This window comes from uncultured Veillonella sp., from assembly GCF_938010505.1.
Classification (GTDB): domain Bacteria; phylum Bacillota; class Negativicutes; order Veillonellales; family Veillonellaceae; genus Veillonella.
The window spans coordinates 1-4,115 of sequence record NZ_CALLVP010000081.1; the positions used below are offsets into that span (position 1 = coordinate 1).

Below are 4,115 nucleotides of genomic sequence, written 5' to 3' on the forward strand. Positions count from 1 at the left end.
AACGGTGCCTTTGCAACGGCTATTGTCAATGGTAAAAGCTTAGCCGACGCTCTACACTACGGCAATGCAGCAGCAGCCCTCTCCATCCAACGCTTAGGTGCCCAAGGCGGCATGCCTACGAAGGAGGAGGTCGCTGCATTCTTGGCAGAGAATTAACCTATTGAATAGAAAAAGGAGTTATCTATGCAACGACAGGGCATTTTAAATAGCCATATCGCTAAGGTTCTTGCAGATCTCGGCCACACAGATACGATTTGTATCGCCGATTGTGGCTTGCCAGTGCCTGAAGGGGTTCAAAAAATCGACTTAGCCTTAGATTTTGGGGTACCAAGCTTTGAACAAGTGGTCTCCATCATCGCTAAGCATATGAAATCCGAAGCGATTCATGTAGCAAAAGAAATTAAAGAAAATAATCCTGAAGCTTATGACTTTTTGGAGTCTACCTTCCCATCCAATCAATACGAATGGATTAAGACGAGCCATGATGCTTTCAAAGAAGCAACCAAACAATGCAAATGCATTATTAGAACTGGTGAAGCATCTCCGTATGCGAATATTATCTTGCGCGCCGATTGTATTTTCAGCGATCGTCCCTAGAATAATAGATTAACCAACTAAGTTTGTACGTTAAGGAACTGAACCTATAAATCAGTTTCTATAAATTAAACAGATTAGCTTTCAAAGATTACCTAACCATCTAATCTATTACATACATTAGAGATACTTTCACCAATCATATAGGAGTAGTTATGGAAATTGTTATGTCAGGCATTGCGAAAGCATTTGGTACGAACCAAGTTCTGCGCGATGTAAGTATTACCCTCAAAGAGGGCGAGGTTCACGCCTTGATGGGCGAAAACGGCGCTGGCAAGTCCACCCTCATGAACATCCTCACTGGTATTCATAAGGCGGATGCTGGTACGATCACCATCGACGGCGTAGAGCGCACTTTCCCGAACCCGAGAGAGGCCGAGCTGAACGGTGTTGCCTTTATTCACCAAGAGCTCAACATTTGGCCAAATTTAACATTGTTAGAAAATCTATATTTAATGAGACCAAAGCACAACAGCTTTGGTATGCTCGATAAAAAGGCGATGCTCACTGAAGCAGAAAACACCTGCCGCGAGTTGGGCATCGAATTACCGCTCACAACGGAAGCAGGCCTTTGCTCCGTCGGTCACCAACAGATGACAGAAATCCTTCGTATCTTGATGTTAGATGCCAAGGTAGTCATCATGGACGAACCGACAGCAGCCCTCACAGAGCGTGAAACGGCGACATTGTTCAAAATGATGCGCAAAATGAAAGCCCGCGGTGTGGCTATCGTATATATCTCTCATCGTATGGAAGAGGTGTTTAGCGAGTGCGACACCATAACGGTTATGCGTGACGGTCACACGATTATTACGAAGTCCACCGCTGAAATTTCTGTAGATGAAGTAGTACGTTACATGGTAGGTCGTTCTATCGACGAGTTCTACCCGGCTCGTACCACTACACCGGGCGAAGTCGTAATGAGCGTTGATAACCTTCAACCAGAAGGTTTCGACAATGAAATTAACTTCTCCTTACGCAAAGGTGAAATTCTCGGCGTAGCAGGTCTCATGGGTGCTGGCCGTACAGAAATTATGCGCGCCATCTTCGGCGTAGATAAGCACAATGGTGGTACCATAACAGTAAATGGATCCGTTCTCAACTGTAAAAAACCAGAAGATGCCATCAAAGCAGGCATTGCTTTCATCACAGAAAACAGAAAGAGCGAAGGGTTGATCCTCGATTTCTCCATTGGTTCCAATATTACATTGCCGAACCTTGGCGAGATTTGTCCATCTCATGTACTAGATAAGAGTAAACTCAATTCCTTTGCTGATGAATTGTCTAAAAAGCTAGGTGTTAAAACACAATCTATTCACGAAGAGGCGTCCTCCCTCTCTGGTGGCAACCAACAAAAAGTTGTTATCGCTAAATGGGTCGGTAAAAAACCATCTATTATTATCATGGATGAGCCTACGCGCGGTATCGATATCGGTGCTAAACGTGATATTTATGATTTAATGAACGAATTAACGAACGATGGTGTGTCCATTATCATGGTTTCCTCTGAGTTACCTGAAGTGCTGGGCATGAGCGACCGCGTTATGGTCATTCATGAAGGTCGCGTAGCAGGTATCTTAGACCGCAGCGATGCAACACCAGAATCGATTATGACATTAGCTACAGGAGGACAATAATGGACAGCAAAGCTCTGCAATATGTAAAAAAATTAGGCCCCCTCATCGGCCTCATCCTATTATTTATCATTATATCTGTCATGAACGACAGTTTCCTTGAATTTTCTAACTTACGTAACTTGTTGCGCCAAGTATCCATCAATGCGATTATCGCCTTTGGTATGACTTTCGTCATCTTAACGGGCGGTATCGACTTATCCGTTGGTTCCATTCTCGCCCTCTCCAGTGCAGTGATGGCCAACCTCATCGTAACTGGTACTGCCCCTGTATTGGCTATCGTATTAGCCGCAGGTGCAGGCCTCGTATTGGGCGGTATTAACGGTCTCGTTATCACCTATGGCCGCGTAGCTCCATTTATCGCTACCTTGGCAACCATGACCATCTACCGTGGTGCAACGCTAGTATTCACAGACGGTAACCCAATCTCCGGCCTTACACAAGATCCTCTATTCCACGGCTTTGGCCAAGGGGACATCGCAGGCCTTCCAGTTCCAGCTATCACTATGTTCCTAGCTTTCATCATTCTCTGGTTCGTATTGAGCCGCACCTCCTTAGGTCGTAAAACATACGCCGTAGGTGGCAGTGAAAAGGTTAGTTACATTGCTGGTATCAAGATTGGCCGCGTTAAAATCTTCGTATATGCCTTAACGGGTATGCTCTGTGGTATCGCCGGTGCAATCATCACTTCTCGTCTTAACTCTGCACAACCTACAGCAGGTGCAGGCTACGAACTGGACGCTATCGCGGCGGTAGTTCTTGGCGGCACAAGCCTTGCTGGTGGTCGTGGCCATATCGTTGGCACATTAATTGGTGCCCTAATTATCGGTACCCTCAACAACGGGTTAAATATTCTCGACGTTTCCAGTTTCTATCAACAAGTCGTAAAAGGTATTGTCATTTTATTGGCGGTTCTTGCGGATCGCAAGAAAGCCTAGGAGGTTCCTATGAAAAAACTATTGTTACTGTTGGCGATGGCTATCATGGTTATCGGTCTTGTAGCAGGCTGTGGTAAAAGTTCTGATAACAGCGGCGACAAAAAATCCGGCACAATCGGCTTCTCTGTTTCCACATTGAACAACCCATTCTTCGTAACTATGAAAGAAGGCGTTGAGGCTCAAGCTAAAGCGCTTGGTCTTAAAGTTAAAATCGTTGACGCTCAAAACGACCCTGCAAAACAAGCAAACGACATTTCCGACTTGCTTGAAAGCGGCGTATCTGTATTGATCATCAACCCTGTAGACTCTGCAGCTATCTCTACTTCCGTAGAAGCAGCAAATGCTAAAAACATTCCTGTCATCACTGTTGACCGCTCTGCTGATAAAGGCAAAGTAGTGGCTCACATCGCTTCCGATAACGTAAAAGGCGGCGAAATGGCAGCTCAACTTATCGTTGATAAAGTTGGCAAAGCTGCAAAAGTAGCTGAAATTGAAGGTATCCCTGGTGCTTCCGCAACTCGTGAACGCGGCCAAGGTTTCCACAACGTAGCTGACAAAGACTTAACAGTAGTAGCAAAACAAAGTGCTGACTTCGACCGTACAAAAGGTTTGAACGTAGCAACTAATATCTTGCAAGCTAACCCAGACGTACAAGCTATCTTCGCTCATAACGACGAAATGGCATTGGGCGCAATCCAAGCAGCTAAATCCGCAGGCAAAACAATCTTCATCGTAGGCTTCGACGGTACTGCTGACGCAGACAAAGCTGTTAAAGACGGCACATTGGCTGCAACAATTGCGCAACAACCAGACCAAATGGGTAAAATCGCTATCGATACAGCTCAAAAAGTTATCAAAGGCGAAGCTGTAGAAGCTAAAATCCCTGTAGATCTTAAAGTTGTTACAAAATAATTGTATATAGAAACTGGGTACAAAAAAGAGTCGCATC

The 4,115-nt window shown here is 45.1% G+C and carries 5 protein-coding genes; all 5 read left to right on the forward strand.

What is annotated here, in order from left to right; all coding sequences use genetic code 11:
* The coding region (locus Q0507_RS04645) for a PfkB family carbohydrate kinase (protein WP_298713102.1) at positions 1 to 156 on the forward strand (156 nt) is incomplete at its 5' end.
* Positions 157 to 183: 27 nt separating this feature from the next.
* Positions 184 to 597: a D-ribose pyranase gene (gene rbsD, locus Q0507_RS04650; protein ID WP_298713089.1), complete on the forward strand. Its 414-nt coding sequence runs from the start codon at positions 184 to 186 to the stop codon at positions 595 to 597.
* A gap of 152 nt (positions 598 to 749) precedes the next feature.
* Positions 750 to 2,231, forward strand: a complete 1,482-nt coding sequence (locus tag Q0507_RS04655) for a sugar ABC transporter ATP-binding protein (protein WP_298713093.1) — start codon at positions 750 to 752, stop codon at positions 2,229 to 2,231.
* Positions 2,231 to 3,166 carry an ABC transporter permease gene (locus tag Q0507_RS04660; protein ID WP_298713095.1) on the forward strand — a complete coding sequence of 312 codons (936 nt, stop codon included), beginning with the start codon at positions 2,231 to 2,233 and terminating at the stop codon, positions 3,164 to 3,166. The genes Q0507_RS04655 and Q0507_RS04660 overlap by 1 nt, the downstream gene beginning before the upstream one ends.
* Before the next feature lie 9 nt (positions 3,167 to 3,175).
* Positions 3,176 to 4,078, forward strand: coding sequence for a ribose ABC transporter substrate-binding protein RbsB (gene rbsB / locus Q0507_RS04665; RefSeq protein WP_298713097.1), 903 nt, complete (start codon positions 3,176 to 3,178; stop codon positions 4,076 to 4,078).
* Positions 4,079 to 4,115: the final 37 nt, after the last annotated feature.